A 949-nucleotide genomic window follows, 5' to 3' on the forward strand; every position below is an offset into this window, starting at 1 on the left:
TCACCAGGCCGTTGACGCCGGCGACATTGCGGAAGATCTCGACCTGGTTGAGCGCGTTCTGGCCGGTGGTGGCGTCGACCGTCTGCAGCACGGTGTGCGGCGCTTCCGGATCGAGCTTGCCGAGCACGCGGACGATCTTTTCGAGCTCGGCCATCAGTTCGGTCTTGTTCTGCAGACGGCCGGCGGTGTCGATGATCAGCACGTCGGAGCCGGCCTCTTTCGCCCGCTCGAATGCATCATAGGCAAGGCCGGCGGCATCGGCGCCGAGCTTGGAGGCGATGACCGGCGATTTCGTCCGCTCGCCCCAGATCTTCAGCTGCTCGATGGCTGCCGCGCGGAACGTGTCGCCGGCGGCGAGCATGACCGACAGGCCGCCATCGGTCAGCTTGGCGGCGAGCTTGCCGATGGTGGTGGTCTTGCCGGTGCCGTTGACGCCAACCACCAGGATGACATGCGGCTTGTGCGAGAGGTCGAGCTCCAGCGGCATGGCGACATGGGTCAGCACTTTTTCCACCTCGGCCGCCATGATGGCGCGGACCTCGGTGTCGGAAACGTCCTTGCCGTAGCGGCTGGCGGCCAGCGCGTCGGTAACGCGCAAGGCGGTCTCCATGCCGAGATCGGCGCGGATCAGCACATCCTCCAGGTCCTGCAAAGTCTCTTCGTCCAGCTTGCGCTTGGTGAAGACGCCGGCAATGTTGCCGGTCAGTTCCTTGGACGAGCGGGCAAGCCCGTCCTTCATGCGCTGGAACCAAGAGCGCCTCGGTGCCGGCTCCGGCGCTTTTTGCGGCTCGGCCTTCTGCTCGACCTTCTTGGTGACGGTCACCTTGCCGGGGGCGGCTTTCGGCTCCGGCGCGGGTGGTGGAAGAGGCTGCGGCTCGGGCGCAATTTCCGCAATGACCGGCTGCGATTCGATCGGCGCAGGCTGGCGAATGGGAGGTGCGATTTCGGC

General features: G+C 66.0%; 1 protein-coding gene. It reads right to left on the minus strand.

Features of this window, described 5'->3' with window-relative positions; genetic code table 11:
• Positions 1–949, minus strand: a 949-nt coding sequence (locus ENZ74_RS33015; RefSeq protein WP_245471064.1) for a signaling recognition particle receptor family protein, incomplete at both ends; no start/stop codon positions are given.

This window comes from Mesorhizobium sp. M7A.F.Ca.CA.002.15.2.1, from assembly GCF_003998715.1.
Taxonomy (GTDB): domain Bacteria; phylum Pseudomonadota; class Alphaproteobacteria; order Rhizobiales; family Rhizobiaceae; genus Mesorhizobium; species Mesorhizobium ciceri.